Here is a 25,369-nt window from a genome sequence, read left to right as displayed (position 1 = left end):
TATAGGTTTAAGAATAATTGAAGCTTCTACAAAGCAACTGTAGATGAATCTCTATATTTGCGCTCAAACAGAAAAGTATAGGATTCTCATGAAAGAATTATTGACAAAATACGAAGATAAAGCCCCAGAAATTGTATTCCATTGGAAGGACTCCGAAACAGAAGCAGAAGGCTGGGCAGTGATCAATTCCTTGCGCGGAGGTGCTGCCGGTGGTGGAACCAGAATGCGTAAAGGCCTTAATGAAAATGAAGTCTTATCGCTGGCTAAAACCATGGAAATTAAGTTTACCGTTTCTGGTCCGGCTATAGGCGGAGCTAAATCTGGAATTAATTTTGACCCCAAAGATCCAAGAAAACAAGCTGTGCTAGAGCGTTGGTATAAAGCCGTGTCTCCCCTTTTGAAAAGCTACTATGGGACTGGTGGAGACCTTAACGTTGATGAGATTAATGAAGTGATTCCTATTACTGAAAGCTGTGGAGTGTGGCATCCACAGGAAGGTGTATTTAACGGCCACTTTCAGCCTACAGAAGCCGATAAAATTAATAGAATTGGACAACTGAGACATGGAGTAATCAAGGTGATCGAAAACACAGATTATACGCCAGATGTCTTGAGGAAATTTACGGTAGCTGACATGTGTACAGGTTTTGGAGTAGCGGAGTCGATAAGGCATTATTACAATGTTTACGGTGGAGACGTAAAAGGCAAAAAAGCAATTATACAGGGCTTTGGAAACGTCGGTTCTGCTGCGGCATTTTATCTAGCTAAAATGGGAGTGAAAATCATTGGTATTTTAGATATTGGTGGTGGATTGATAAATGAAGATGGTTTTAGTTTCGAAGAGATTAAAGAATTGTTCCTTACCAAAGAAGGCAATAGCTTAAAAAGTACAGACATGCTATCCTTTGAGGAAGCCAATGCTCAATTCTGGAATTTAGGAGCTGAAATTTTGGCGCCTTGTGCCGCTTCAAGATTAATCCAAAAAGACCAAATCGATAGTTTGGTAGAGCATGGACTGGAAGTTATTTCCAGTGGGGCCAACGTTCCCTTCGCCGATAAGGAGATCTTTTTTGGACCTATCATGGAATATGCAGATGAGAAAGTAAGTCTTATTCCAGATTTTATTGCCAATTGTGGTATGGCAAGAGTTTTCGCCTATTTTATGGAACGTAAGGTGATGATGACCGATGAAGCTATTTTTAATGATATTTCCATCACGATTAAGAACGCGATCCAAAAAACTTATGAAAATAACAACGATAAGAAACACATCAGTAGTGTAGCTTATGAAATTGCCTTAAAAGAATTATTGTAGCCTTATAATTCCTTAGAGGTGATGAAATTAATTGTTTACATTAGCGTTAATATATCAATCTTATTCTATTTCTTATGTCAATACCATTTGTTCAAGAATCCCCTGAGGTAGCAGAGGAACTTGTTGAAGAAAAAACTCTTTCCATCATTGATCTCATTTTTAGCGGAGGTCCCGGAGGTACTATTATCATCATCATTTTGGCTGTTCTTCTGTTCTTTGCCATTTATATTTACTTTGAACGCATTTTTGCGATCAAGGCCGCGTCCAAAACAGATAAAAATTTTATGAATCAAATTAAGGACAGTGTCACTTCTGGTAATATTGAGTCGGCAAAAATCCGTTGTGCACAGGAAAATTCTCCGGTAGCTAGATTGACTGAAAAAGGCATCTCCAGAATTGGTTCTCCTCTCGAAGATATTAATACAGCTATAGAAAACGCTGGTCGACTCGAAGTCTATAAACTTGAAAAAAATGTGAGTGTTTTAGCTACAATTGCAGGAGCAGCCCCTATGATAGGCTTTCTGGGCACCGTCATTGGAATGGTTTTGGCTTTTCATGAATTGGCCACCAGCAGTGGACAAGCTGAAATGGGATCTCTGGCTGAAGGTATTTATACAGCTATGACGACCACAGTGGCAGGGCTTATTGTAGGTATTATCGCTTATATTGGTTATAACCATGTGGTAGTAAGGACGGATAAAGTGGTCCACCAGATGGAAGCCACTGCGGTAGATTTCTTGGATTTATTGAATGAACCTAGTTAATTATGAATTTACGAGGTAGAAATAAAGTAAGTGCGACCTTCAGCATGTCTTCTATGACAGATATTGTATTTCTGTTATTGATCTTTTTTATGTTGACCTCTCCCGTCATCACACCTGAAGCTCTGGATTTGATTTTACCTAAAGCCAAAGGAAAAACGACTTCACAACAAAATGTAGCCGTGAGTATAACTGAGGATTTAGAGTTTTATGTGAATGATGAAAAAGTCAGTTCAGGTCAGGTAGAAGGTCGACTTAATAGCATGCTTAACGGATTGGAAGAGCCTACCATTATTTTAAGAGCTGCAGAAGGTGTGCCGATTGAAAATGCAGTGCAAATTATGGACATTGCCAACAGGAATAAATATAAAATCGTATTGGCCGTAAAACCTAATTAAGTCGTGAGCCTATTCAAAACCAAACACGAGAAAAAGTCTTTTCTGATTACGTCAGGGATTTATATCCTGTTTATTCTGTTGATGTTTTTTTTCGGTTTAAAATACCTGGATCCACCAGAGGAAAGAGGTATTGCGATTAATTTTGGTACAACTGATGTTGGTTCTGGCAATATTCAGCCCGATGCCCCCATAAAATCTGCTCCGCAACCTACCAGCACTCCTCCTCCACCTGAGGAGGTCCAAGAAGAAGCTGCTTCAGAAGACATCCAGGAAGATGTAGTCACTCAGGATACCGAAGAGGCTCCAGTGATCGAAAATAAAGAAGAGGTAGTGAAAGAGGTTAAAGAATCACCTGAACCTCCCAAAGAGGAAGTTCAAGAGAAAGTAGAAGAAACTCAGCCCGAGCCTACTCCGGAACCCGAACCTGAGCCTGTACCAGAGAAAAAACCTGAGAAATCCGTCACCGATGCCATGCAGAATCTGATGAATGGGCCGGAAAGTGATGGCAATGCAGAAGGAGGAGAAGGCAACGATAATACAGCTGGCGACAAAGGAGATCCTGAGGGAGATCCCAATGCTAAAAACTATTACGGTACGGGCAAAGGCTTAGATGGTGATGGTAACTACAGGCTAGGTGGCAGAAAAGCCTTGTCTAAAAAGAAATTTGTCCAGGAATGCGATGAGTCTGGAGAAGTGGTGGTGAGGATTGAAGTCAATCGTAATGGCGATGTGGTGAAAGCTACTCCTGGTGCAAAAGGCACAACCAACTCGAGCTCCTGTCTGATGGAACCGGCCAAACGTGCCGCTTTAGCCACCAAATTTAATAGTGATTCTAAAGCTCCTTTTACCCAAATTGGTTTCATTACCTACGTGTTTAAATTATCAGAATAAGAAATGACCTACATTGAAACGCTGCAATGGATGTTTGAGCAACTCCCAATGTATCAGCGGCAAGGCAAAACCGCCTTCAAAAAAGACCTAACGAATACCATCGCACTTGCTCAGCAGCTTGGACATCCCGAACAACAATTTAAAAGCATCCATGTGGCAGGTACCAACGGTAAAGGCTCTGTAAGCCATATGCTTGCTTCAATTCTCCAGTCTTCAGGCTATAAAGTAGGCTTGTATACTTCGCCGCATCTTAAAGATTTTAGAGAGCGAATCAAAATCAATGGTGAGCAAATTCAAAAAGAAAAGGTGGTTGAATTCATCTCAACCCACAAAGAATTTTTGGAGCGAAATAGACTGTCTTTTTTTGAGATGACCGTAGGTATGGCTTTTGATTATTTTTCCAAAGAACAAGTAGATATAGCCGTTATAGAAGTTGGATTAGGCGGGCGCCTGGATTCTACCAATATTATCACTCCGCTTTTGTCTGTGATAACCAACATTGGTTTAGACCACACAGAATTTCTAGGCCACACCTTAGAGTTAATCGCAGGAGAGAAATCGGGCATTATCAAGCCTGAAATTCCAGTAGTTATTGGAGAAACACTAGAAGAGACAAAACCGGTTTTTATTCAAAAAGCAACACAGAACAATGCTCCAATTCATTTTGCTGAAGATCTTGAGTGCAAATTACCAGCGTGTGATCTAAAGGGAAGTTATCAACAGTTCAATATAAGAACTTGCCTAAAAAGTATCGAAGTTTTAAATACGTTGAATTGCTGGGACATTTCTCAACAAAACATTGAGAAAGGCTTGAAAAGTGTGGTATCGTCTACTCAGCTTAGAGGCCGCTGGGAAGTCCTTGGCCAAATGCCTAAAATCATAACCGATACGGCGCATAATGCGGAAGGTCTAACATTGGTTTTAAATCAATTGACAAATGAAAGCTTTGAAAACCTTCATATGGTACTAGGATTTGTCAATGATAAGGACCTTAATTCTATCCTCCAGTTATTTCCTCAAAATGCCAAATATTATTTTTCTAAACCAGATGTTCCTCGAGGCTTACCGGCTAAGGATTTACATCAACAAGCTAAACAACAAGGACTTAAGGGCGATGTATTTTTGACAGTTCAAGATGCTTTTAAAGCAGCAAGACAAGAAGCCTCGGAAAACGATCTTATTTATATTGGAGGAAGCACATTTACTGTTGCAGAAATTTTATAAAAATTAAAAATATTAGTTTGTGAAATCAAAATAAGGTTTATATTTGCACTCCCAATTTAGGGTGCGTAGCTCAGTTGGTTCAGAGCATCTGGTTTACACCCAGAAGGTCAGGGGTTCGAATCCCTTCGCACCCACTAACCCTAGCTTAAGTTAGGGTTTTTTATTTTAGAATCGGGTCATTAACTCAGTTGGTTCAGAGTGTTACCTTGACAGGGTAGAAGTCACTGGTTCGAATCCAGTATGACCCACATCAAGCAGAAATCCAATGCCTAATGGTATTGGATTTTTTATTAGACATAAGCTCAAGCTTGCTTGAGATCTTATGTTTAATAAAAAAGACAAAAGCGCGATAGCGGTTTGGATTTTTATTTGCAGGAGTGGATATAGTCTGGATCAACGCTAGTTAATCCATGGTTTACAGATCTATTTTTAGTCTAACTTCAAAACAACAGGAACTGCGATAGCGGTTTGGATTTTTATTTGCAGGAGTGGATCTAGTCTGGATCAACGCTAGTTAATCCATGGTTTACAGATCTATTTTTAGTCTAACTTCAAAACAACAGGAACTGCGATAGCGGTTTGGATTTTTATTTGCAGGAGTGGATCTAGTCTGGATCAACGCTAGTTAATCCAAAATATTAAGCGTTAGTTTAATTCTAATTAAAAAAACAGAAGCTGCAACAGAAGCTTGGTATTTCTTTGTGCAAGAGAGGGTCTACTCTGGGATTAACGCTACTTAATCCTACTCCACTACTTTTGAATTTATTTCTGAAAGAAAAAAAACTGTCTCAAAATATGATAAATTGATGAATTTGATATTGAGAGCAGTCAAAACATACTGAATTTCAATAACCTGGATTTCTCGACTACGCCTGTCTGCTTACAGGCAGGCTCGAAATGACAAATATGGAGATTTTAAGAAAGTTGAGCGAATTTCTATTTGCAGAAGTGATTCTACTCTGGATCAACGCTAATTCTTCGGCGTGACTCCATCATTTCACAACTGACTGATGAAGTGATTTTAGCTTTTATTGAATTTGTTCAATTAGTCAATTTCTTATGATAAAAAAACCCAACGCCTATGCGATGGGTTTTAATGATAGTTATTATTGTGCTTAAATCGCAGCTTTATCTTTGGTATAGGTAGAGGGCAATTCCATGGTACACAGCGCCTCTTTATTTTCATGAAGCTCGTGCTGAATCACTTCCCCGAAATAAACTCTATGATCTCCCATATTTATGCTATTCACCACTTTACAGGTCATATAGCCTAAAGTTCCCTCAACAATAGCTTGTTCATTTTTCTTTTGGAAAGGAATATTATTAATTTTTCCATCTTCGATGGTTGATTTTGAAGCAAACTTTTGTACATACTCTTTGTGGTCTTTAGATAAGACATGTACACTGAAGTGTTCACTATAATCTATGGTTTCGTTTAAATCACTGTTTTGACCTACTGCGATCGATATTATCTCGGGAGAAAATGAAACCTGAGATACCCAGTTGGCCGTGCCGGCTGCTATATAATCTTTTTCTCTAGTCTTCAAATTATCTCCTTTTTTTAAGGCCGTAATGATGTAATAACCGTAAGTCATTTGTTTACTTAATTCGCTCATATGTTTTTTTTTTAAATTTACATTGATGAGTCACTCTTTAGTCAAATTATCCATTTTTTTAAAAAACTAGCAACTCTTTTCTTTTTTCTAAAAATAGGGCATCAAGGACAGTTGAGCTGTTAATAAAATGGCAAGATTCAGGTAATACCTCCTTAATCCTGCTCAGTTAAGGCTAATTAGACCCTAAAGTAATCCTTTGATTAATCATCTTCCAAACTAAGCGATAACAGCTTAATCGAAATCCACTATAGTTAAAACCTGTTAAATTACTACTTTGCTATGCATAGTACTGTAACAAACATAGAATTGGATCGTCTTTCTTATATAAACATAACCTAAAACCCTTTAATCATGAGAACCTTAGACAACGACAACTTATCAAAAAGAGGAAAAGACACAGTTTCATTTAACTGGAATTCGAAAAGACGGTATAGAACCGGATTTGGTTATTAACTTTTAAAACTTTTAAACATGAGAACCTTAGACAGTAAAAATTTATCACGAAGAGCAAAGGACACCAATGGATTTCATTGGAATTTGAAAAGACGGCATAGAACAGGAACTAATTAATAACCTTTAAATCCCAAATCAATGAAAGCACTAAAATCTGTAGATCAGCATCGTAGAATTGAACCCGATAAAGGATATAGTGCTAGATTTATGAAACAAGAACTAAGTTTCGGTTACAAACTATCTACACATAAGCCCGTTGGAAACCAAAATTATTAACCTGGTTATATTGCTAAACTTCAACCGTTTTGAGGCTTAGCAATTTTTTTTGAGAGCATCTCCTGAATTTATGTCATTAAAAAAAGCTAAAGTTTAAAATATATGCGTTTAATGTTTGATATTTCGGCATAGAAACAACTAGACAATACAGGTCTTTTATCTGAAACTAACATGTCAAACTATAATTTTTTAAACAAGCCACATCGTTGGTATAAAAAATTCAGAGTAAGTAAATCTCCTCAAATGAATCTTGTTTGGGGATTTTTTCTTTACACCATCATCGGCTTTTTGGTTCTATCCATCCCTTTGTTTCATAAGACTAGTGTCGGGTTTTTAGATCACCTGTTTATTTCCACATCGGCTATTTCTACAACGGGATTGGTCACTGTAAGCGTTTTCGATTCTTACAACTTTTTTGGTCAAATAGTCATTATGGCTCTATTCCAAATTGGAGGGATTGGATACATGACCCTTACCACCTACTTTCTATTGTTTACGACCCAACGTCTTACCCGTTGGCACAGTAAAATCATGGGAGCAGAATTTACCTTGCCGGAGACCATCAAAATTAGAGATTTTATAAAAAGCGTTATTGTTTTTACGGTTGTGATGGAATTTATTGGAGCGATTTGTTTTTATTTCGCCTTTCAACAAACGGGCATGGAGGGAATAAAGGCGGTTTGGTTTTCTATATTTCATAGCGTCTCTGCATTTTGTACCGCTGGGTTCGGTTTGTTTAACGATAGTTTTGAAGGCTACAGTGGCAATACGTTTATCAACAGCATCATAGCGGTATTAGCAATTGCTGGTTCCTTAGGCTTTATCGTTATTACAGATCTTTGGTATAGATTAACAGGTAAATCCAAGGCCATTTCCTTCACCACCAAAATCGTTACTTATGGGTTTTTGATTTTACTTAGCCTAGGTACTCTTCTGGTCTTTATTGCAGAACCCAGCGTTCAGGATTCTTCTTCAAAATTAGCAGAGTCCTTTTTTCAAGCCATGACGGCTATGACTACCGTCGGGTTCAATACCATTCCTACCAGTAACCTTAGCTTACCCATTCTTTTGTTTGTTATTTTCTTAATGTATATAGGCGCTTCCCCGTCTGGAACTGCGGGTGGAATGAAAATTACAACACTTTTTGCAATGATTTCGGTATTAAAAAGCAGATTGGTAGGACAAAAGAAAATCACCTTCTTTAATAGAGCTATTCCTTTTGAACGTCTCTATGTAGCTACCTCCTCTTTTATACTGTACACAAGCATCATTTTCATCTTTACTTTTTTATTGACACTTACCGAGCAGTTTAGTTTTGAATCTATCCTTTTTGAAGTCGCTTCTGCCCTCGGTACTGTAGGACTAAGTACGGGAATTACTGGTGACCTTTCAGACATTGGTAAAGTTCTCGTTATCCTTTTAATGTTCGTTGGGAGGGTAGGTGTTTTGACCTTTGGCTTTGCATTGCTTCAGCGAAAATCCAATGATCAAACCAAAACTAAAACCGATGATTTAGCGGTATAAAGAAAATCAAGTAATCAAAGAATGGAATCCATAAATTTTTCATCTTTTGAAAATATGAATATTAAAATAGACTCCACATAATTCAGTAAAGTGACATAGTATTTGTCGATTTTAAGATCTTATACTATTAAAAAAATCACCCTCAAAAATGAAGGTGATTCTTTAAAGCCAAAACAATAATAGAATGGATCAATTAATAGAGGAAATTTAAAGCTGTAACATCATTAGAATTGAATTCACCATCTTCATTGTTACTAAAACAAGCCAGCATAATTGATGTAGGATCATAACCACTTGGAGTACCTGGGATGTAGTTCGCCCCAACACCAGCAGTTCCTTCGTTTGTGTTCTGTCCACAACTTTGTCTACTGAAGTAATCGGTGTGTCTAAAGCCTACCGAGTGACCGATTTCGTGAGTGATCACGTGCTCAATCACATTGGTATTGTAGTTACTTAATCCATAGATCTGTACAAATTTAAAGGGTCTGCCATTACTAGGAAATCCCGCAGATCCTCCTGCACCACTTGGGTTGTTGATTGTATTGTTATACACAACCATATCCTTATCTTGGTAACCAGTTCCGAATGTCAAATTGAAATTGATGTTGAGGTTCAATCGGTTATAATTAGCAACCGCCCACTGTAATGCAGTTCTTTCAGAGTTGGTCAAAGCCTGACTTCCTCCAGTATAACCTATAATATTGATCGTTCTAGGGCTAACCAATGCATTGGTACTGTATTGTTTTTGATGAATGTTTTCATAACCATCAAAGTCTAGCTTTTCTAAATCTTCAGGAAACATCACGATATCTCCTTCAACACGAATAACATCTCGTTTTTCACCACCAGGAAGCACCATTTGTTCCTTTTGAGCACCAATAGGACTCAAGTGATTTTTAGAAATCAGGTCTAAAGTTTTGTCATCAAGATTCGTTGGAGTTTCTGAAGTATTTACTCCTAAAACAATTTTTTCGGAATCGTCAATTTGATTCGTATCCGCAACCTCATCAGTTAATGGTTTTTCATTTTCACAGGATGCAAATAGCAATCCTAATACGGCTGGAACAATAAATAATCTTTGTAATTTCATAAAAGTTTAATTTTAGTTAGTTACACCTGCGCAAGTGTTCATTAATTTTGCTCTAATTTCATTTTAAATGATTGTAATGTAAAATTAAAGTTAATTATTAACTTTTTATTAACTAATGTAGATCTTTAATAATTCAATTAAATTTAAACCCAACACTCACAGTGTCTTTAAGGCTTTTAAATAATTTTTAAATTTAGACATCTCATAAAATAAGCATCAAGTCTTAATTGATAGGGCTTAACCTTGATTTTATAAAAAAAATTATAGAAGTTTTGAAAGGCCTTAGCCAAATTGTTTGATTATAAGTATTTCTAAAAAAGTTTTACTTTTAGTGATATAATCTTAAATCGTACCTCATGCTCACTCAACCCCATTTAAAGTTACTTTTTGTATTCGCATTTCTTGTTGGAGTTTCTTGCCAGGAACCTGAAGAAGAAGTAAATATTAACGACCAACTCACAGACTGGTTAGACGAAAAACACGAAGAATCACTCCAGAAAAGTCCCTTAAGACTCACCGCTTTAGGAAGAAAAGAACGATACAGTGATTTAGACGATATGAGTCTTAAGGCTTTAGAGGAGGAAGCTCAATGGATGCAGAAAAGTGTTGACGAACTGAAAGCTAAGTTCTCCTATGAAGAACTTGATCTGCAGGGAAAACTATCTTATGATTTATGGCTCTACCAAAACGACATGAAGCAAATGCAGGTTAAGTATACTCCAATGGAGTATGTGTTTGATCAGATGACTTCTATTCATACCAGGCTTCCTAATATGTTGATTAATTTTCATAAAGTAGATAGCCTGGCCGATATGGAAGCATACCTCAGTAGAGTAGAAAAAATAGGGAGAGCATCAGATCAATTATTAGATCGAGCTAAAGCTCAAGCTGAAAACGACATCCTTCCTCCTCGATTCGCACTTGAAATTGTTCAAAAACAAAGTGAGGCCTTAATAAGTGGACAGCCTTTTGATGAGTCTGAAGAAATTTCAGCTATGTATAACGATATGGTCAAAAAAACGGAAGCTTTATTAAATAAAGAGGCCATTACTGAAGAAAAAGCTGAAGAACTTAAAGAATCCTCAAGACAAGTTTTATTGAAAGTGTTTAAACCTTCTTACGAAAAACTTATAGCCTGGACAGAAAAAGAGATTCCTAATTCGATTGAAAAACCTACAGGTGTAAGTCGTCATGCCAATGGAAAAGAGTATTATGATTATAAATTGAATGCTTCCACTACTACAGAGTTAACCGCTGATGAAATACACAAGATTGGTCTAGAAGAGGTGGAACGTATTCAGGAAGAAATGAAGCTTATCAAAGATAAAGTAGGCTTTGAGGGTGACCTGCAGGCTTTTTTCAAGTTTGTTGATGAAGACCAACAGTTTTATTTTCCTAATACTGACGAAGGACGTCAAGGCTATTTAGACCTAGCAAGAAAATATATCGATGAAATCACCCAAAAGCTACCAGACTATTTTGGAATTTTACCAAAAGCTGAATTGCAAGTTAAACGCGTAGAATCCTTTCGCGAGCAGGATGGAGCACCCCAACATTATATGGCAGGGACTCCAGATGGATCTAGACCAGGCACTTATTATGTTCATCTTTCGGATATGACTTCGATGGATAAAACTACTTTAGAAGGAGTGGCTTACCATGAAGGAAATCCAGGCCACCACATGCAAATCTCTATTGCACAGGAGCTGAAAGATATTCCAAAATTTAGAACCCAGGGAGGTTATAATGCCTATGTGGAGGGCTGGGCCTTATATTCAGAAAAGCTAGCTAAAGAAATGGGACAGTATGAAAACCCATATTACGATTTTGGTAGATTGGTCAATGAAATCTGGAGAGCAATTCGTCTAGTAGTGGACACTGGACTTCATTCTAAAGGCTGGACTGAAGAAGATGCTATTGCATATTTTAAAGCCAATTCCTCTGTTTCTGACAATGCTATCAAAGCAGAGGTTAGGCGTTATATGGTTATACCAGGACAAGCTACAGGATACAAAATCGGAATGCTAAAAATTGGTGAGCTGAGAGATAGAGCAGAACGAGTTTTAGGTGAAAAGTTTGACATCAAAGCATTTCATGACCTGATTCTAGGAAATGGAGCTTTACCTTTAAATATGTTAGAAAATCAGGTGAATATGTGGATAGAATCTAATAAAATTAAAGCTTAATAGGAGTTTTAGGATAGATTTAAAAGAATTGGAATGGTAATATTTTATTTTGCTAAAAATATAAAATTATAATACAATGAAAATTCAATCATATTTATCCTTTAAAGGACAATGCCAGGAAGCTTTAGATTTTTACCAGTCCATTTTTGGTGGTCAGGTGATCAACAGACAAACCTATGAAGACAAAAAAATGGATATCCCAGAGCACTATAGAACTAAACTTCAGCACGCCGAATTGAAAGGTGATGGCTTTCACATCATGGGCTATGATGCTTCACCAGATACTCCTGTAACTGATGGAACTAATATTCAAATGAGTATTGATTTGGATACTGCTGACAAAGCCAAGGATCTATTTCATTCATTAAGCAAAGGTGGTAAAGTGCATACCGAATTTCAAAAAACAACCTGGGGTGCGCATTATGGGCGTATCACTGACCAATACGGCATCAATTGGATGATTAATGCTAAATAGCATTAATTCCCCAACAGTTACTAAGCGCAGTTTTTGACTGCGCTTTTTTTATACCTCTGAAGGTGATTTACGTTTTAATTTTAGAACTGTGACCTCAGGCCAAATGCCCACTCGACCTGGATAAGCCAAATACCCAAAGCCACGATTCACATTGATATAACGCTTTGCATTTTCATAAATTCCAGCCCACTGCTCGTAGCGGTACTGTACCGGGCTCCATTTAAACCAGCCGGGGATCTCAATGCCAAATTGCATTCCGTGCGTATGCCCACTCAATGTTAATTGTACATCTTTTTCGTGGTGCTTTATCTCTTCATCCCAGTGTGATGGATCGTGGCTCATCAAAATTTTAAAATCATTTGCGTCTATGCCTTCTGCAGCTTTTTTAAAATCTCCGGCCTTTTTAAAACCACCTTTACCCCAATTTTCCACTCCAATTAAGTGAAGCTTGCTCTCTCCTTTTGTAATTTCTCTACGCTCATTCCTCAGTAAATCCCAGCCCATATCTGAGTGCACTTTTACTAAACGCTCAAAGTTTTCCTGTTTATCCTTTTTCGTTTTGAAATCATAATAGTCGCCATAATCGTGATTCCCCAATATGGAATACACCCCGTCTTTGGCTTTGAACTCAGAAAATACTGGCGTCCACGGTTTCATCTCGTCCGCTAGGTTATTGACCAGGTCTCCTGTAAAAAGAATGACATCAGAATTTTGCTCATTAACAAGGTTGACAGCATATTCAATTTTTTCTTGATTATCAAAGCTTCCGCTATGGATATCACTAATTTGCGTGATCTGATACCCGTCAAAAGCTTCTGGTAGATTGTCAAATTCCAACTCATAGGCCAATACTTTAAAATTGTATTTTCCCTTAAACATTCCATAGAGAAGAGATAGAAATGGAATCGCTCCTAATCCAAGAGCAATCGTGCTAATGAATTTTCTACGTGAAGGCAAATTATCTACAGAAGAAGTGAATAATTTACGGTATAAGAAGATGAAAAACCTCACAATATCTTCCCCAAACATCATAACAATAATACTCAACTTTAAAGCCATGAGGCTTAAAAAGAAGCCAATCATATAAGCTCTGAATCCCGTGAGGGAACCATTGGGCGTCGGCTGATAAAATGAATAAATCATCAACCCTACTACAATCAAGGTGATACCTACGTAAGCAGATAAACTCCACCAAAATCTAAAAAGCGTCTTAAACGCCTGAAAGGCATAGACTTCCAAAGCTAGCAAAATGACTATAGTTAGGATCCACCGCATCTTTTTTGAGCAAATATAATTTCGATCAATTCTTAACTGCTTCATTTATAAAAAGTTTTATAAGAATTTATACTGAATTTGATTCTGCCAGATTTAACTCTTTATAAAAACACTTGACTTAAGTCTAAAATTGATGCAGATGTCTGGTGGGATGTTCCACTGAAGTATTTGATGATGGGTTTAAATTTGTTACTTCCTCTATAGCAAGCTGAAACAAATGGTAGTTTGATATTCACCGCTAGGACGCAGAGTTCGCTGGGAAAAACCTTCAATATATCTGAGTAAATTGAAATCAGAACTCAAACATCTTCATATAATTAAAGTATGTTTACTTTTTTGAAGGGGCAGCGCCCCAAAATCTTAGTAACTATGCTAAGTAATACAGTTAGAGGGGCAGCGCCCTGAAATATGAAGCTCTTTTTACCTCACCACAAAGGCACAGAGGACGCAGAGCTTGATCTCAGTGCTCTCCGTGGCTTCGTGGTTAAATGAATAGAAACCCATTATTAATTGTAAAAAATTATTTTATACAGCTTTCAACTTACCACGAATTCAAAGTTGTACATATGTTTAACCTTAAACTCCATGATTAGATTTTGAAATCAAGATTTGAGTCCAAACAAACACCTTTATCCATTTTGGCTAGCCCATATTTTCAGTTAAATTTACATTCAACAAAAATTCACTTATGGCTTCCAAAAAACGACTTTTCCTCGTCGATGCTTATGCAATGATCTTTCGCGGCTACTATGCCCTCATCAAAAATCCAAGAATAAATTCCAAAGGACAAGATACCTCGGCTATTATGGGGTTCATGAATTCACTTTTTGATGTGATCAAACGTGAAAATCCAGACCATCTGGCGGTGTGTTTCGATAAGGACGGCAGCAAGGAACGCCAGGAGATGTACGAAGACTACAAAGCCAATCGGGATGAAACTCCAAAAGTGATCAAAGAATCTATCCCTATTATACAAGATATTCTCCACGCCATGGAAATTCCCGTCATTGAAATTTCAGGAATGGAAGCCGATGATATCATAGGAACTCTGGCCAAGCAAGCCGAAAAACAAGATTATGAGGTCCATATGGTTACTCCAGATAAAGATTTCGCTCAGTTGGTAAGCGAAAACATCTTTATGCAACGCCCGGCACGAATGGGTAATGGCGTTGAGAAGTGGGGCATCCCTGAAGTTCAAAAGAAATTTGGGGTGGAACGCCCTGAGCAGGTCATCGACTTTCTAGGCATGATGGGCGACTCAGCCGATAATATTCCTGGATTACCAGGAGTTGGCGAGAAGACTGCCAAGAAATTCCTGGAACAGTTTGGCTCCATGGAAGCCCTTCTTGAAAACATTGATCAACTGAAAGGTAAGATGAAAGAGAAGGTGGAAGAAAATGCAGAACTTGGTCGCCTCTCCAAAAAACTAGCCACCATTTTCACCGATTGTGACGTCACTTTTGATGAAGAAAAGTATGAAGTCTCTCCTCCAAATGTGGAGAAAGTACTCGATATTTTCAAAGACTTAGAGTTTAGACGATTGACGGAGCAGTTCGTCAAAATGTACAACAAAGGCGAAGCTGCAACAGAAGAGTCTTCCTCCTCAAAAGGTTCTTCAAAAACCGCTGGAGCAGGTCAGTTTTCTTTATTTGGAAATGATACGGATGCTTCCAATGTGGATCCCTCGGATTTCGATGGCTATAAAACCCTAAAAAACACAGATCATCACTATCAGTACATCAAAGGAGATATGTCGGTCAAGCTGTTTATGGACAAATTGATGAAACAAACGTCTGTCTGTTTTGATACTGAAACCACCAGCCTTAAAACCCTGGATGCAGAATTAGTCGGTATAGCCTTTTCATGGGAAGCTCATAAGGGTTATTATGTGGTTTTTCCTGAAGCTAAAGAAGAGGCAAAAGAGTTAATTGAAGTCCTCAGGCCATTCTTCGAATCTGAAGATATCGAGAAAATTGGTCAAAATTTGAAATATGACATCAAGGTCCTAGCCAATTATAACCTTAAAGTCAAAGGGCCTTTATTCGATACCATGCTGGCGCATTACATTATTAATCCGGATATGCGACATAATATGAATGTCCTTTCAGAAACTTACCTCAACTACTCCCCGCAACCCATTGAAGAGTTGATTGGTAAAGGCAAGAAACAAAAGTCGATGCGCTCGGTAGACCTGGAAGACCAAACCCAATATGCAGTAGAAGATGCCGATATCACCTTTCAGCTTAAAACTTATTTCGATAAAGAATTAAAAGAAGCCTCTAACCAGCCTTTATTTAAAGACATGGAAATTCCTTTACTTCGGGTCTTGGCAGCCATGGAGCTTGAAGGTATCAATCTGGACAAGTCGGCTTTGGAAAACATTTCAAAAAAACTCAACGAGGACATTAATCAGCTGGAGAAGTCGGTGTATGAAGAAGCCGGAGAGGAATTTAATATTGGCTCACCAAAACAACTGGGGGAAATCTTATTTGGTAAATTGGAGATCGCCAAAAAACCTAAAAAAACCAAGTCTGGTCAGTACTCCACGGCAGAGGATGTTTTATCAGAATACACCAAAGATCATAAGATCGTGAGAGAAGTCCTCGAATGGAGGCAACTTTCTAAACTGAAGAGTACCTACGTGGATGCTTTGCCTAAGCAAATTCATTCAAGAACTAAGCGGGTGCATACTGAGTTTATGCAAACGGTAGCTGCTACTGGTCGTTTAAGCTCCAACAATCCCAACTTGCAAAACATCCCTATCCGAACTGAACGTGGACGTGAGGTACGAAAAGCCTTTGTCCCAAGAGATGAAAATTATGTTTTGCTGGCTGCCGATTACTCCCAGATCGAACTTAGAATTATCGCGTCCTTAAGCCAGGAGGAAACTATGATCGAGGCCTTTAAAAATGGAGAAGACATCCATGCTTCCACAGCTGCTAGAGTGTTTGATGTGGACATTGAAGACGTGACTCGAGAACAGCGAAGCAATGCCAAAACGGTCAACTTTGGGATCATCTATGGCGTGTCGGCCTTTGGCTTAAGCAATCAAACCGATCTTTCACGCTCTGAGTCAAAAGAACTCATTGAAACCTACTACAAGACCTATCCGAAACTGAGAGACTATATCGACGATCAGGTCGAGTTTGCCAAAGAACACGGCTACGTCAAAACCGTGATGGGCAGACGCCGCTACCTGAAAGACATCAATGCCAAAAATAATGTGGTCCGCAGTGCTGCCGAACGAAATGCCGTAAACGCACCTGTACAGGGAAGCGCTGCCGACATCATTAAAGTCGCTATGATCAATATTCACGAGGCTATGGAAGAAAAGAACTTCAAATCCAAAATGCTTTTACAAGTGCATGATGAATTGATTTTCGATGCGCATAAAGATGAATTGGATGAGCTCAAAGCTTTAGTCAAAGACAAAATGGAAAACGCCTTTAAGCTAGATGTTCCGTTGGATGTGGATATGGGAACGGGGCAAAACTGGCTGGAAGCGCATTAACAACATACCCCGAGGCAAAGCCATCGGGGTATCTCTATTTTTATAGGATAAGGTTGTCACCGCGGTCCTGCCTGCGTTTCGCTCCGGAAGGCAGGAGCAGCTTTGTCAACCTGAACTTGTTTCAGGTTCTAAATCAAGTGATTGAATAATTAGATTCTGATCCCGATAGCTATCGGGACAGAATGACAATACTATCCCACTATATTCACAATCTTACCCGGAACAATGATCACCTTTTTAGGGGTTCTGCCGTCTAGTTGCTTTTGGGTGCGCTCATCAGCCATCACCACCTCTTCGATCTCGTCTTTGCTCAATTCTAGGGAAAGATCCATGGTGAATCGCATTTTTCCGTTAAACGAAATCGGATAGGTTTTGGCGTCTTCCTTCAGGTATTGTTCGTCAAATATAGGATAAGCCACTTCAGAAATACTTCCAGAATACCCAAGACCTTCCCACAGTTCTTCCGCAATATGCGGCGCATAAGGTGAAATCAATATGGCCAAAGGCTCCAACACTTCTCTGGACTTGCATTTCTGTTGAATCAATTCATTCACGCAAATCATAAAGGTAGACACTGAAGTATTGAAACTAAAGTCTTCAATATCCTGAGTCACTTTTTTGATGGTTTTATGTAATGTTTTTAAAGACTCCTTAGAGGCTGAATCTTCGGTAACTTCAAACTGGTCTCCGTTGTGGTATAATTTCCAAAGCTTCTTTAAGAAATTATGCACCCCCGAAAGGCCGGCGGTATTCCAGGGCTTAGCCTGTTCTATAGGCCCCAAAAACATTTCGTAAAGACGTAAACTATCGGCACCATATTCCTCGCACACATCGTCTGGATTAACCACGTTGAATTTGGATTTGGACATTTTTTCGACTTCTCTGCTCACGATGAACTCTCCTTTTTCATTGAGGATAAAATCGGCGTCTTTAAATTCGGGTTTTAGCAACTTAAGTGCCTCAATGTCTAATTTATTGGACGTATCAACAACAGATACATCGACGTGAATCTTCTGATAATCATCATCAACTTTAACATCCTCTGAATAATAGGTGTTACCAATCCGTTTTACAAAAGCGCTTTCTCCCAAAATCATTCCTTGGTTAATCAGCTTTTTAAAAGGTTCGTCTTCCGGAAGCACTCCTCTATCGTTAAGAAATTTAGTCCAGAAACGAGAATATAGCAGGTGACCGGTCGCGTGCTCACTCCCTCCAATATACAAATCCACGTTGTTCCAGTAGTTCAAGGCTTCATCAGAAGCGATATGTTGGTCTCTGTTGTTTTGTTCTTCCATATAACGGAAGAGGTACCAGGAACTTCCTGCCCAGCCTGGCATGGTGTTTAATTCCAGAGGAAAAATGGTTTTATGATCGATCTTATCATTAGACACTACTTGACTGGCTTCTGTATCCCAGGCCCACTCATTGGCTCTTCCTAAAGGTGGCGCCCCATCTTCAGTTGGTAAATACTTCTCCACTTCTGGCAACTCTAAAGGCAAGTGCTGTTCTGCTATCATTTTCGGTAGTCCGTTGACATAGTAGACGGGAAAAGGCTCTCCCCAGTAGCGCTGTCTGGAAAACACTGCATCTCTCAATCGGTAATTTATTTTTTTCTCACCAACGCCTTTATCGGCTAGCGCCTCAATGGCTTTGGGGATGGCTTCTAAAACCCCTAATCCGTTTAAAAATTCAGAGTTAGCGATTTTGGTCGCATTGGACTTATCGGTGTGGGCTTCTTCAGAAATATCGATACCTTCAAACACATTTGGAATTGGGACTCCAAAATGCTTGGCAAAATCATGATCACGCTGGTCACCGCAAGGGACGGCCATAACCGCTCCAGTGCCATATCCTGCCAACACATAATCGCCAATCCAGATCGGTATAGGTTCCTGAGTGAGTGGATGCTCAGCATAAGCACCGGTAAACACTCCTGAAATGGTTTTGACATCGGCCATACGATCGCGTTCGCTGCGTTTGGCCGCGGCTTTAATGTAAGCTTCAACCTCTTTCCTTTGCTCTGGTGTTGTAATTTGGCTGACTAACTCATGCTCTGGAGCTAGGGTAACAAAGGAAACTCCGTAAATGGTATCTGGTCTTGTCGTAAAAGCCGAAATACCAAAGGTTGAATTTTGAATTTTGAATTTGACCAATGCTCCAACCGATTTTCCAATCCAGTTTCTTTGGGTTTCTTTAAGACTTTCGCTCCAGTCTAAATCTTCGAGTCCTGACAACAAACGTTCAGCAAAAGCGGAAATTCGCATGCTCCACTGCTTCATTTTCTTCCTCAGCACCGGATGACCACCGCGTTCTGAGACTCCGTTTACGATTTCATCATTAGCCAAAACAGTCCCTAGTGCCGGACACCAGTTCACCTCTGTTTCGGCTAAATAGGTAAGTCGATAATTTAACAGGAGACGTTCTTTATCATCGTTGGAAAAATCCTTCCAGTCTTCAGCTGAAAATGATGGGGTTGCCTCATCACAGATGGCTTTCACCTCAGAGTTTCCCTGTGTTTCAAAAGTGGAAATCAACTCTGAAATCGGCTTGGACTTTTGAGCGGCTTCATCGTACCAGCTCTCAAACAATTGAATAAAAATCCACTGCGTCCACTTATAATATTGGGGATCACTCGTCCGTACTTCCCTACTCCAATCGAAAGAAAAGCCAATTTTATCGAGTTGCTCTCTATAGCGCTTGATGTTGGTTTCTGTCGTTTTAGCGGGATGTTGCCCGGTTTGGATGGCGTATTGCTCGGCAGGGAGACCAAAGGAATCGTAGCCTTGCGGATGCAAAACGTTATAACCAGTGTGTCTTTTATAACGCGCATAGATATCACTGGCAATATAACCCAGAGGGTGTCCTACGTGAAGTCCTGCTCCCGAAGGGTATGGAAACATGTCCAACACATAAAAGGGTGGCTTAGGTTCACCAATAAAATCCTGAGGTTGCTTAGCTTTAAAGGTTTGGTTCTTCGCCCAATAGGTTTGCCATTTGTGCTCTATTGCCTTAAAATCGTACGCCATAGTAAGTCTGCTTATTTACAAGTGGCAAAACTAATATATATGAAGTTAACTCCTAGTGGAGAGAGGAATTAAAATAGGTTTTTAGACGGTAGATGGTAGATGGTAGATGGTAGATAAAATTAAAATCTATACCCGATATAAAAATCGCCAGCGGCCACAAACTCATTAGGGCTATTGCCCAGTAAATTTCGACCGATTCCCAATTTGATCTCAAAAAGAACACCAGAAGAATTGATCCATTTGGAGCCAAGTGAAAATCCTGGAGCTACGTCGAAAAATGAATCTCCACCTTCGATTCTTTCTATTCCGTTTTGAAAAAAATAGACTTCATCGTCTTCGCCAGAATAAAAAAAAGAAAAAGCTTCAACAAAAAAGCGATGTCCTTGAAACTCTGGGTTTTTTCCAAAATAGAATCTATAGTAAGGGCTTACGCCAAATTTTTCATTTTCGATAGCATCGTCAAGATTAATAAAGACCGATGCCCCGAATCCAGAACGTGGGGTATTGATGTATTCGTAACTGAGATCGAGATAGCCTCCGGCCAAAAGCTTAAAGGCTCCCAACCTTAGCTCATGAATTTTATGGTAGTTGGAATTGTTTAATGAGTCTGTTTCAATGGTGTCTTGGTCGGATTGAGCATAAGTGAATGTAAAGCTCAAAACTAATAAAAGGGTTAAAAAGGTTTTCATATCAATAAGAGGGATGATTAGTCTTAAGCTAAGATAGCCTAAAATCTGAAACTTAAATTTTAAATTGATAATTAAACTTCTATGCGCTCCCGATAGGAGTGGAAACCCTGTAAGCCTATTTTTTGAAAAATGTTGAACTGATAGGAGCTTGACCAAAGGAAAAGCCTCAAAGCAGTTACAACTTTAAAAAATAGGCTTGCGGAGTTGTAACATATAACGGGTTGAAGCGCCCATAAAATTAATCTTGGCCTATGTCGTTATAATGCTATAGTTTTATATTTTTACCAAAATTTATAAAGTGGCTTCATCTTTTGAGAAATACCAGAGACGGCGATTGATTACTTCCTATTTTTCGGTGGTAATTAGTATTGCTTTGGTTTTGTTTCTCGTAGGCCTGCTCGCCTTGCTGGTGCTCAACACCAAAAAAGTAGCAGATCACTTTAAGGAACAGATTGCTTTGTCTATCTACCTTAAAGACACCGCCAAGGAGGTGGAAATTGACCAGCTGCAAAAAACGTTGGCCTTATCAGACTACACTAAAGGCATTGAGTTTGTGTCTAAAGAAGAAGCGGCCAAAGCCTACAGCAAGGAAATCGGAGAAGATTTTATGGAATTTCTAGGTTATAACCCCTTACAAAATTCGATTGATGTATACTTTAACGCTGATTTTGTCTCTGAAACTAAAATCGCCGAGATTTCCAGAGATCTGGGAGAAAAAGAATTTGTAGATGAAATTATCTACGACAAGCCTTTGATCGCTTTGCTGAATGATAATATCAAACGCCTGAGTTTCTGGATTTTGATTGTGAGCGGATTGTTGACCTTTATTGCGGTTTTACTGATCAATAGCTCCATTCGTTTATCTGTATATTCCAAACGCTTTACCATCAAGACCATGCAAATGGTAGGAGCGACCAAGCGATTTATCCGCAGACCTTTTATACTGAAAAGTGTAAAACTGGGCATCATAGGCTCTTCGCTTTCTTTGATAGGTATGGCTGTGGTATTGTATTACCTGGATCAGGGCTTTCCAGAGCTTAATTTAATAAGTGATGAAATCCTTCTCGCTGCAATATTTACAGGAGTACTCCTCCTAGGAATCTTGATTTCCTGGCTAAGTACTTTCTTTGCTACACAGCGTTTTTTAAATTTGAAAACCGACGAATTATATTATTAATATGGGAGAAAGCAAACGTAAGAAAGAAGCTAAAGCCAACGAAAAGTTCATTTTTGAAAAAGAGAACTATAAATTTATGGTGATTGGCTTAGCAGTGATTGCTCTTGGATTTATCCTTATGGCAGGTGGCGGAAGCGATGACCCCAACGTCTTTAATCCAGAGATTTTTAGTTGGAGACGCATTCGACTTGCACCAACTGTGGTTCTGATTGGCTTTGCCATTGAAGTATATGCTATCCTACTCAAGCCAAAATCGGCCAAATAATGGATGTATGGGACGCAGGTATCCTTGGGATCATCCAAGGTTTAACGGAGTTTCTTCCAGTTTCTTCTAGTGGACATTTAGAGTTAGGAAAGGCCATTTTAGGAGACGATAGCTTGCCTAAGGAGTCTTTGTTGCTCACCGTCATTCTACATTTCGCAACCGCCTTAAGTACCATAGTCATCTTCAGAAAAGACATTGCTGACATTCTAAAAGGCCTAGTTTCTTTTCAGTGGAACGAACAAACTCAGTTTTCGCTAAAAATCATTATTTCCATGATTCCTGCGGCTTTGGTAGGCTACTTTTTTGAGTCTGAAATGGAATTGCTGTTTGGTGAAAACCTCATTTTGGTTGGGTTTATGCTCATTTTTACTGCGCTTCTGCTTTGGCTTACCGACAAAGCTAAAGCTACCCGAAAACCAGTATCTTATACTAATGCTTTTGTAATTGGTGTAGCTCAGGCCATTGCCATTTTACCTGGAATTTCCCGAAGTGGAGCAACCATTGCTACTTCTGTATTGCTTGGCAACGACAAGCCCAAGGCGGCTAGATTTTCTTTTTTGATGGTCATCCCTCTTATATTAGGAAAAATTGCTAAGGATATTGGAAGTGGAGAGATTTCAACTGAAAATGCCAATTTTATGATCTATGGTATTGGCTTTATCACTGCTTTTATTTCTGGCTTATTCGCTTGCACCTGGATGATTAGTATCGTAAAAAAAAGTAAGTTAAAGTACTTCTCTATCTACTGTTTTGTGGTAGGTGTGGGTGCTATTATTTTTACTCAAGTGAATGGATAAACTAACTTTAGAACAGATTAAAGAGGGACAGGTATTGTTATTCGACAAACCTTTAAACTGGACTTCCTTTCAGGTGGTCAATAAAGTCAGGTGGCTCATCAAACAAAAGTTTAAACTAAAAAAGATTAAAGTTGGCCACGCTGGAACCTTAGATCCTCTGGCAACTGGACTTGTTATACTGTGTACAGGAAAAGCCACCAAAACTATTGAATCTTTGATGGGACAAACTAAAGTGTACACTGGTGAATTTACGTTGGGGGCCACTACCCCTTCTTATGATATGGAGACTGAAATTGATGAGAGATTTGAAATTGATCACATTGATCACGATTTAATTGAAGAAACTATAAAGCAATTTCAAGGTGAAATCATGCAGCAGCCTCCCGTATTTTCTGCCTTAAAAAAGGAAGGAAAGCGGCTTTATGAATACGCCAGAAAGGGTGAAAAGGTAGATATTCCCATGCGTAAAGTAAAAATTGATCATTTCATGATCACTCGCTTCAACTTGCCTCAATTAGAATTTAAAGTGAAATGCAGTAAGGGGACTTACATCAGGAGTCTGGCTCATGATTTTGGAAAATCCTTAAGCTCTGGAGCCTACTTATCTGGACTTAGGCGTACTCAAATTGGAGATTATAATGTAGATGACGCCTTTTCTATTGAAGATTTTGAAAAGTTATTGAATGACTAGTTGGCTGCTTTGAGACAATTCACGAGATCTTCGGCAATGTTTTTTCCCTTATCCTGGTTGTACCATTTCTGTAGAGTCACTTTAAATTCATCTCTCAATTTTCCGTGTTCTGCTTTTTCTTTGGCCACCAACTCTGCCGCTTCTTTAGGCCGCGGGCCCCAGGTAAAGAACAATTGATCTTCTTCTAAATTAAAAGCGATTAACTTAGGAATAGATTTTCCTCCGTTGGTCAAAAATTCACTCATCAATTCGTCATTTTCGTCTCTTAAAATCAATTTGAAGTCAATTAATGGATTATGATCAGCTATTTTTTTCATGATGGGAATCACTGGAGCTGCGTCTCCACACCAGCCTTCGGTTATGACTAGCCAGGTTTGCTTTAGATCAACTTGTTGTATGCTTTGAATTTGTTCTGAGGTCAATTCTGAAGTTTTTTCCCAACGTTTCATACGGTTAAATCCAAGTTTAGAATAATTGAGATAGGCCTCATTTTGTGTATGACCGGTTGACTTCCCTTCTTTTAAAAGACGCTCAATAAGCTCCTTATATTCTGAATAGGAAAGCGTATGGTCTAAATGCTTTTTTATAATTTGGAGTTTATGCTGTTCTGACATAATCGTATGTTTACTTTATGAATCAAAATCAATTTTAATAAATCATGACAAAAGTAAGATGTGACTGGTGCAATAATTCTGAAATCTATGTGAAATATCACGATGAAGAATGGGGTGTTCCTGAATATGATGACCAAAAACTTTTTGAAATGTTGGTGCTCGAAAGTTTCCAGGCTGGACTTAATTGGCTTACCATTTTGAAGAAAAGGGAGAATTTCAAAAGCGCTTTTGATGATTTCAACTATGAAATGATATCAAAATACACGGAAATGAAAATTTCTAAGTTACTTAAGAATGAAGGTATCATAAGGCATCGCGGGAAGATTGAAGCTACTGTACAAAATGCAAGATCGTTTATGAAGGTTCAGGAGGAGTTTGGTTCCTTTTCCACTTTTATCTGGAGCTATGTGGATGATCGACCTAAGATAAATTCATTTAAAAATCTGGACCAGGTTCCTACTCAAACTGAGTTGAGTCAGCGTATTTCTGAAAATTTGAAAAAAAGAGGGTTTAAGTTTTTAGGGCCAACAACAGTTTACGCCTTTATGCAAGCCACTGGACTGGTCAACGATCATGTCATCTATTGTTTTAAACATAAAAAAAGCGCCTAATGGCTTAGGCGCTTTAAATTTTTATCATGATAAATTAGTTACTTACCAATTGGGTATCTAATTTATCCCAGGTGCTTACCTGAACGATTTTATTATTATCGTAATCGACTTCAGATAGCATCCCATCGTTCCAGAAGAACCATTTTCCTACTTTATTTCCTTGATCATAAGTCGCTTTCGCTATCTTATTTCCTTCTTTATCGTAAGATTTCCATTCTCCATGTAGCTTGTTTTTTAAGATGAAACCAACTTGATGAACTTCACCTGTTTCATAATACATAGTCACTTTTTCTAAATCACCTACTTTTTCTTTCTTCACCAAGTTATTTTCTGTCTGAGCAAAAAAAGTAAAACTCATTAAAAATACCATTACAAGTGTGCTAAATGCTTTCATATCTTTTTATTTATATCCAAAGATACATATTATTTACATTCAAAACACATTTAGTTAACATTAAATTTACATACCGAGGCTAAACCCCTATGATTCATACAGTTTTAAAA

22 protein-coding genes and 2 tRNA genes are annotated in these 25,369 nt (G+C 38.6%); 17 read left to right on the top strand and 7 right to left on the bottom strand.

The window, feature by feature from the left end; translation table 11 throughout:
* The first annotated feature begins 88 nt into the window (after positions 1-88).
* The 7 genes from F598_RS0103390 to F598_RS0103360 all read left to right on the top strand — a co-directional run bounded on the left by F598_RS0103390 (position 89) and on the right by F598_RS0103360 (position 4,837).
* Entirely contained in the window at positions 89-1,315 is a 1,227-nt protein-coding gene (locus F598_RS0103390) for a Glu/Leu/Phe/Val dehydrogenase dimerization domain-containing protein (RefSeq protein ID WP_019037617.1), read from the top strand.
* Between the two features lie 74 nt (positions 1,316-1,389).
* Positions 1,390-2,079, top strand: a complete 690-nt coding sequence (locus tag F598_RS0103385; RefSeq protein ID WP_019037616.1) for a MotA/TolQ/ExbB proton channel family protein — start codon at positions 1,390-1,392, stop codon at positions 2,077-2,079.
* A gap of 2 nt (positions 2,080-2,081) precedes the next feature.
* Complete coding sequence (locus F598_RS0103380) at positions 2,082-2,474, top strand: ExbD/TolR family protein (protein WP_019037615.1); 393 nt, start codon at positions 2,082-2,084, stop codon at positions 2,472-2,474.
* Positions 2,475-2,477: 3 nt separating this feature from the next.
* Positions 2,478-3,365 carry a hypothetical protein gene (locus tag F598_RS0103375; protein ID WP_026302495.1) on the top strand — a complete coding sequence of 296 codons (888 nt, stop codon included), beginning with the start codon at positions 2,478-2,480 and terminating at the stop codon, positions 3,363-3,365.
* Positions 3,366-3,368: 3 nt separating this feature from the next.
* Positions 3,369-4,589, top strand: a complete 1,221-nt coding sequence (locus tag F598_RS0103370) for a bifunctional folylpolyglutamate synthase/dihydrofolate synthase (protein WP_019037613.1) — start codon at positions 3,369-3,371, stop codon at positions 4,587-4,589.
* A 59-nt stretch (positions 4,590-4,648) separates the two neighbouring features.
* Positions 4,649-4,723, top strand: a tRNA-Val gene (locus tag F598_RS0103365).
* A 39-nt stretch (positions 4,724-4,762) separates the two neighbouring features.
* A tRNA-Val gene (locus F598_RS0103360) sits at positions 4,763-4,837 on the top strand.
* 867 nt (positions 4,838-5,704) lie between these two features.
* Here F598_RS0103360 and F598_RS0103355 read toward each other — a convergent pair.
* Positions 5,705-6,205, bottom strand: a complete 501-nt coding sequence (locus tag F598_RS0103355) for a flavin reductase family protein (RefSeq protein WP_019037612.1) — start codon at positions 6,203-6,205, stop codon at positions 5,705-5,707.
* Between the two features lie 591 nt (positions 6,206-6,796).
* Between F598_RS0103355 and F598_RS15250 the strand changes: the two genes are divergently transcribed.
* Positions 6,797-6,934: a hypothetical protein gene (locus F598_RS15250; RefSeq protein ID WP_019037611.1), complete on the top strand. Its 138-nt coding sequence runs from the start codon at positions 6,797-6,799 to the stop codon at positions 6,932-6,934.
* A gap of 171 nt (positions 6,935-7,105) precedes the next feature.
* Positions 7,106-8,458: a TrkH family potassium uptake protein gene (locus tag F598_RS0103345; protein ID WP_019037610.1), complete on the top strand. Its 1,353-nt coding sequence runs from the start codon at positions 7,106-7,108 to the stop codon at positions 8,456-8,458.
* Between the two features lie 193 nt (positions 8,459-8,651).
* On the opposite strand, the gene F598_RS0103340 is transcribed toward F598_RS0103345, so the two are convergent.
* Positions 8,652-9,548: a zinc-dependent metalloprotease gene (locus F598_RS0103340; RefSeq protein WP_019037609.1), complete on the bottom strand. Its 897-nt coding sequence runs from the start codon at positions 9,546-9,548 to the stop codon at positions 8,652-8,654.
* 356 nt (positions 9,549-9,904) lie between these two features.
* Between F598_RS0103340 and F598_RS0103335 the strand changes: the two genes are divergently transcribed.
* Positions 9,905-11,734, top strand: a complete 1,830-nt coding sequence (locus F598_RS0103335; RefSeq protein ID WP_019037608.1) for a DUF885 domain-containing protein — start codon at positions 9,905-9,907, stop codon at positions 11,732-11,734.
* Positions 11,735-11,810: 76 nt separating this feature from the next.
* Positions 11,811-12,209 (top strand): VOC family protein, encoded by a 399-nt coding sequence (locus F598_RS0103330; protein ID WP_019037607.1) that lies wholly within the window; start codon positions 11,811-11,813, stop codon positions 12,207-12,209.
* Positions 12,210-12,257: 48 nt separating this feature from the next.
* Here F598_RS0103330 and F598_RS0103325 read toward each other — a convergent pair whose 3' ends face one another.
* On the bottom strand, positions 12,258-13,484 hold the full coding sequence (locus F598_RS0103325; RefSeq protein WP_026302494.1) for a metallophosphoesterase: 1,227 nt from the start codon (positions 13,482-13,484) through the stop codon (positions 12,258-12,260).
* 688 nt (positions 13,485-14,172) lie between these two features.
* Here F598_RS0103325 and polA point away from each other — a divergent pair.
* Positions 14,173-16,995, top strand: a complete 2,823-nt coding sequence (gene polA, locus F598_RS0103320; protein WP_019037605.1) for a DNA polymerase I — start codon at positions 14,173-14,175, stop codon at positions 16,993-16,995.
* 191 nt (positions 16,996-17,186) lie between these two features.
* Here polA and leuS read toward each other — a convergent pair whose 3' ends face one another.
* A complete protein-coding gene (gene leuS / locus F598_RS0103315; protein ID WP_019037604.1) occupies positions 17,187-20,021 on the bottom strand; it encodes a leucine--tRNA ligase in 2,835 nt (944 codons plus the stop codon).
* Between the two features lie 119 nt (positions 20,022-20,140).
* On the bottom strand, positions 20,141-20,710 hold the full coding sequence (locus F598_RS0103310; protein ID WP_157594935.1) for a hypothetical protein: 570 nt from the start codon (positions 20,708-20,710) through the stop codon (positions 20,141-20,143).
* A 298-nt stretch (positions 20,711-21,008) separates the two neighbouring features.
* Here F598_RS0103310 and F598_RS0103305 point away from each other — a divergent pair, with 298 nt between their 5' ends.
* Genes F598_RS0103305 through truB form a run of 4 tightly spaced genes read left to right on the top strand, consistent with a single transcriptional unit; the run spans position 21,009 to position 23,640 of the window.
* Positions 21,009-21,887: a cell division protein FtsX gene (locus F598_RS0103305; RefSeq protein ID WP_026302493.1), complete on the top strand. Its 879-nt coding sequence runs from the start codon at positions 21,009-21,011 to the stop codon at positions 21,885-21,887.
* Position 21,888: 1 nt separating this feature from the next.
* Positions 21,889-22,152 (top strand): DUF3098 domain-containing protein, encoded by a 264-nt coding sequence (locus F598_RS0103300; RefSeq protein WP_019037601.1) that lies wholly within the window; start codon positions 21,889-21,891, stop codon positions 22,150-22,152.
* Positions 22,152-22,949 carry an undecaprenyl-diphosphate phosphatase gene (locus F598_RS0103295; protein ID WP_019037600.1) on the top strand — a complete coding sequence of 266 codons (798 nt, stop codon included), beginning with the start codon at positions 22,152-22,154 and terminating at the stop codon, positions 22,947-22,949. Before F598_RS0103300 ends, F598_RS0103295 begins: the two co-directional genes overlap by 1 nt.
* A complete protein-coding gene (truB, locus tag F598_RS0103290; protein ID WP_019037599.1) occupies positions 22,942-23,640 on the top strand; it encodes a tRNA pseudouridine(55) synthase TruB in 699 nt (232 codons plus the stop codon). Before F598_RS0103295 ends, truB begins: the two co-directional genes overlap by 8 nt.
* On the opposite strand, the gene F598_RS0103285 is transcribed toward truB, so the two are convergent.
* The gene (locus F598_RS0103285; protein WP_019037598.1) at positions 23,637-24,254 is read right to left on the bottom strand and encodes a thioredoxin family protein; all 618 of its coding nucleotides are present in this window, start codon (positions 24,252-24,254) and stop codon (positions 23,637-23,639) included. The two genes, truB and F598_RS0103285, sit on opposite strands and share 4 nt — an antisense overlap.
* A gap of 44 nt (positions 24,255-24,298) precedes the next feature.
* On the opposite strand from F598_RS0103285, the gene F598_RS0103280 reads away from it, so the two are divergent.
* Positions 24,299-24,865, top strand: a complete 567-nt coding sequence (locus tag F598_RS0103280) for a DNA-3-methyladenine glycosylase I (RefSeq protein WP_019037597.1) — start codon at positions 24,299-24,301, stop codon at positions 24,863-24,865.
* A gap of 34 nt (positions 24,866-24,899) precedes the next feature.
* On the opposite strand, the gene F598_RS0103275 is transcribed toward F598_RS0103280, so the two are convergent.
* A complete protein-coding gene (locus tag F598_RS0103275; RefSeq protein WP_019037596.1) occupies positions 24,900-25,259 on the bottom strand; it encodes a toxin-antitoxin system YwqK family antitoxin in 360 nt (119 codons plus the stop codon).
* Positions 25,260-25,369 lie beyond the last annotated feature (110 nt).

Source organism: Psychroflexus tropicus DSM 15496 (genome assembly GCF_000378765.1).
Classification (GTDB): domain Bacteria; phylum Bacteroidota; class Bacteroidia; order Flavobacteriales; family Flavobacteriaceae; genus Psychroflexus; species Psychroflexus tropicus.
This window is presented reverse-complemented; position numbering and strand designations above follow the sequence as displayed.